The sequence below is a fragment of the Halorubrum sp. AJ67 genome (assembly GCF_000513435.1).
Map to the genome: position 1 here is coordinate 7,279 of NZ_CBVY010000033.1, position 2,910 is coordinate 10,188.

A 2,910-nucleotide genomic window follows, 5' to 3' on the forward strand; every position below is an offset into this window, starting at 1 on the left:
ATCGCCCGGCCCTTCACGTCGACGAGCCGACCGGGGACCGCGGCGACGTCGTCGACCGTGGCCGCGTCGGCGAGACACTCCACGACGTTCGCGCCGACGTTCGGGATCAGCCCGGCAAAGCCGGAGGCGTTCGTCAGGGTGCGGAGCCCCCGCCGGACCGACGTGAGGACGCGCTCGCGCTCGCGGAGGCCACTGTCCGGGTCGTGGACCGAGAACTCCACGTCGGCGTCGGCGAGGGCGGGCATCGCCTCCTCGTGGAGGTCCGCGAGCAGGTCGCCCTCCTCCAACTGCCGGATCAGCACCTCGATCTCGACGAGCGCGCCGACCGGCGTGAGATCGCCGCTCGCGAGCCCCTCGCCCACGCGCTCGACGAGTTCGCGCACGCGCTCGTCGGCGACGATCCGGTCGTGTCTGGCCACGTCGCCCGCGGCGTACTTCGAGACCGCCGACTGCGAGATGCCGAGCGCGTCGGCGACCTCCAACTGGGTGAACCCCCGGTCGCGGAGGTCCTCCGCGAGCATCGAACGGACGGTCGGGAGGAACTCGTCGACGACGACCTCCTCGATGAACTTCATGGCTCTCCCTCCGCGGCGTTTCGCTTGTCACCTGCGAACTCCGGATCGTCGCCGATCCGCGACGCCTGCGGGCCGTCCTGTCCCTGATACTTGGAGCCGCGCTCGGCACCGTACGGGCGGTCGGCCGGTCGTTTCAGCTCCGTGAAGGTGAGCTGCGAGACGCGCATGCCCGGCGAGAGCGCCACCGGCGCGGTCCCGAGGTTCGACAGTTCGAGGGTGATCTGCCCCTCGTAGCCCGGGTCGCACAGCCCCGCGGTCGCGTGGACCACGATAGCTAGCCGCCCGAGCGAGGAGCGCCCCTCGACGTGCGCGACGAGGTTGTCGGGGATCGCGACGCGCTCGACCGTCGTCCCGAGGACGAAGTCCCCGGGGTGAAGGATGAACTCGTCGCCCTCGGGGACGGTCGTCTCCGTGACGTACTCGCCGACCTCGTCCGCCTCGGTCGGGTGGATACACGGGATGTTGGTGCGCTGGAACTCTAAGAATCGCTCGCCGAGCCGCAGGTCGACGCTCGCGGGCTGGACCTGCTGATCGACGTCGTCGAGCGGCTCGATCGCGAGGTCGCCCTCCGCGAGCCGGTCGAGGATGTCGGCGTCCGACAGGATCATGTCGGAAGGGCGAGCGCCGTCGGCTTAAAAACTCCCGAAGTTCGCGGGCACGGCGAGCAGGAGGGCGACGGCGGCGAAGACCGTCGCCACGCCCGCCGCCGCCCCGCGGTCGAGGTCGTGGTGGGCCTCTAACCCCCCGACGACGATCACCCACTGGACCGCTATCGCGACCGCGGACGCAACGAGCAGGGGGCCGGTCGTGCCCGTTATCGCGGCGACTATCTCCTCCGCGATCGCCTCGAACGTCGACCCCGTGATCGCCGCGTTCGAGAGGGCGACCCAGATCGCCGCGACACCGGCGATCACCCGAAGCAGTTCGCCGACGAGCGCCCAGCCGGCGATCACGAAGGTGTCGCCGACGGAGCCGGACCCGCCGGCGAACAGCGCGCCCACGTGGAGCGCGAGCGAGAAGATCCCCCACCAGACCGACACGCCGATCAGGCCGTAGTGGAGGTAGCCGTTCGCGGCGTCTCGGAGCTCTTCCCCGGCGTCGACGTCGATCCGCGCCGGCTCGTCGCACCGCTCGCCGAACACGGAGTCGGGGTCGTCCCCGAACCTCTCGCAGGTCGACTCGGGCGGGCGGTCCGGGTTGTCGACGGTGACCTGCTGGTCGACGGTCGCGTCGAAGATTCCGCCGAGCGCGACGATCCCGAGTGTGGTACCGATCGTGACGACCACGAGGATCGCGACGGCGATCGCGCCGGCACGGGGGGTGTCGAAGGCGTCGCGGACGCGGTCGAGAACGCTACCGATCGGTCGCGAGAGGAGGGCGAGCGGGGAGGGCATGGTCGAGCGTCCCGACGCGAGCGGTAAGTGTTTTGCTCACCGGCGGCGCGCGCCGCGGCCCGAGGTCGGCCCGTCACTCCCGCTCGACTTCGGTCTCCGCGTCGGCCTCGCTCTCCTCGGTACTCTCCACGTCGGCCTCGCTCGCCGCGGCCTTCCGGGCGCGGTCGGCCGCGAGCTCGCGGTCGATGTCGTCCTCGACGTATCCCATCGACTCCACGGTGACGACGTTGCCCCCGCCGGGGTCGACGACCATCACCTCCTCGCCCTCGTCGATCTCGCCGTCCATCGACCGCGCCGAGTAGTGGGGGTTGAACCCGCCGCCGGCGAGTTTCACCTCGCCACCCGTGGGGGTCACGCGCTCCGTGACGGTCCCCGTCTTCCCCTTCAGCGAGTCGCTGTCGCTCGTCTGTTGCTGTCCCTTGCCGCCGTAGAGGTCGAACTCGTGGTACCCGTAGAAGGCGGCAGCGCCGAACGCCAGCGTCAGGAGCGCCATGAAAAGCGTGAGGAGCGCGCCGGCGACGCCGAGCGAGGTCAGGAGTAGCCCCCCGAGTCCGGCCCCGATGAGCGCGATGCCGACGACGATGAAGTTCGCTCCGGGTGCCAGCGCCTCCGCCATCGAGAGCAGCAGTCCCGCGGTCAACAACAGGAGTGGGAGGGTGTCCGGCGAGAGGAGGCCGGCCTGTGCGAGCGCGTCCATGTTCGGTCCTACGGCCGCGGCCTGATAAGTGGTGGTGCGCGCGGTCGCGGCACGAAGCGTCGGTGCGCGGCCGCGGCGCTCGCGATCAGAACCCGCCGACCAGGACGCCGATCGTGAGCGCGACTCCGAGGACGACGAAGACCGCGTGTTCGAGGGTGACGTCCCCCGGCTCTATCGGCTCGCTCTCCGGCGTGGCGGTGTCTTCGGTGACGCCGTCCGGCCCGACGTCGTCGAGCGCGAAGCG

The 2,910-nt window shown here is 70.9% G+C and carries 4 protein-coding genes; all 4 read right to left on the reverse strand.

What is annotated here, in order from left to right; translation table 11 throughout:
• Positions 1 to 575, reverse strand: a 575-nt coding sequence (locus tag BN903_RS14735; protein WP_048078449.1) for a thiamine-phosphate synthase family protein, incomplete at its 3' end; no start/stop codon positions are given.
• Entirely contained in the window at positions 572 to 1,183 is a 612-nt protein-coding gene (gene dcd / locus BN903_RS14740; protein WP_048078450.1) for a dCTP deaminase, read from the reverse strand. The genes dcd and BN903_RS14735, both read right to left, overlap by 4 nt.
• Positions 1,184 to 1,207: 24 nt before the next feature.
• Complete coding sequence (locus BN903_RS14745) at positions 1,208 to 1,969, reverse strand: YIP1 family protein (protein WP_048078451.1); 762 nt, start codon at positions 1,967 to 1,969, stop codon at positions 1,208 to 1,210.
• A 73-nt stretch (positions 1,970 to 2,042) separates the two neighbouring features.
• On the reverse strand, positions 2,043 to 2,666 hold the full coding sequence (locus tag BN903_RS14750) for an NfeD family protein (protein ID WP_048078452.1): 624 nt from the start codon (positions 2,664 to 2,666) through the stop codon (positions 2,043 to 2,045).
• Positions 2,667 to 2,910: the final 244 nt, after the last annotated feature.